Annotated in this window: 1 protein-coding gene; it reads left to right on the top strand. The window is 44.3% G+C overall.

Features of this window, described 5'->3' with window-relative positions; genetic code table 11:
- On the top strand, positions 1–806 hold an 806-nt coding region (locus tag D5281_RS25050), incomplete at its 5' end, for an IS91 family transposase (protein ID WP_160562552.1).
- Positions 807–1,033 lie beyond the last annotated feature (227 nt).

Raw genomic sequence — 1,033 nt, 5'->3', positions numbered from 1 at the left:
CCTTATATCATGCAGCTTCTTCGACCATCAGCGAACTGGCTGCCGCCCCAGAGCATCTTGGCGCAAAGGTGGGATACATCTGCATTTTACATACATGGGGTTCTGAAATAAATTTTCATCCCCACATTCACACCATCCTGCTGGGCGGAGGACTGACTTCCAACAACCAGTGGAAGGACAATGGTGAAAATTTCTTTCTTCCCATCCGGGTCATCTCCAAAGTGTTCCGCGGAAAATATCTGGAGGAACTAAAGAGACTGTGGAAAGAGGATAAACTGGTATTTCATGGTACTGCTGAAAAGTTCCGTAACCATTATACATTCAAAGAACTCCTGGATTCCTGTTATGGTATGGACTGGATTCCTCATTGCAAAAAGACTTTCAATGGTGCTGGGTCAGTTATTAACTACCTTGGTAAGTATACTCACCGCATTGCTGTCAGCAACCACCGCATCGTCCGTATGGATGATGATACCGTTACATTCTTAGTAAAGGATTACCGAAATGATGGGCAGTGGAAGGAACTGACCATTTCGGGTGCAGAGTTTGTTCGGCGGTTTCTCATGCATGTACCACCAAGGCGTTTTGTACGTATCCGGCACTATGGATTGTTATGTTCACGTACCAAAAATCAGAAGCTCACCCTTTGCAGAAATCTCCTTGGATGCAGTAAGTATCTTTCCAAGCTCCGCGACATGGAAATGCCGGAAGTACTGGAACAACTTTATGGTATCAAAGTATGTGTGTGTAAAGCATGTGGCGGGCATCTCGGAAAGCCACAGATGAGAATGCCACTGCGCTGCTAAAGAGAAACATCTCATACTTTCAAAGGCCTCAGTTTCTGAGGTTTTATCGTCATGCCCATTTGCCTGTTTTTCATGAAATGTTGTAGCTTTCATACTAAGAATCATATATAATCATGGACAGGAACAAAGAATTGAAAGTCCATAAGTCACGGCTGCCCGGACGCTCACTTTGTTCAATTAGGTCAAATCGAAAATGGTGTAAACGAAAGGGCAGTTCACTGGAATGC

Source organism: Parablautia muri (assembly GCF_009917485.1).
Lineage (GTDB): Bacteria > Bacillota > Clostridia > Lachnospirales > Lachnospiraceae > Suilimivivens > Suilimivivens muri.
The sequence above is the reverse complement of the archived record's forward strand: the minus strand, read 5'-3'. Positions and strand labels throughout refer to the sequence as shown.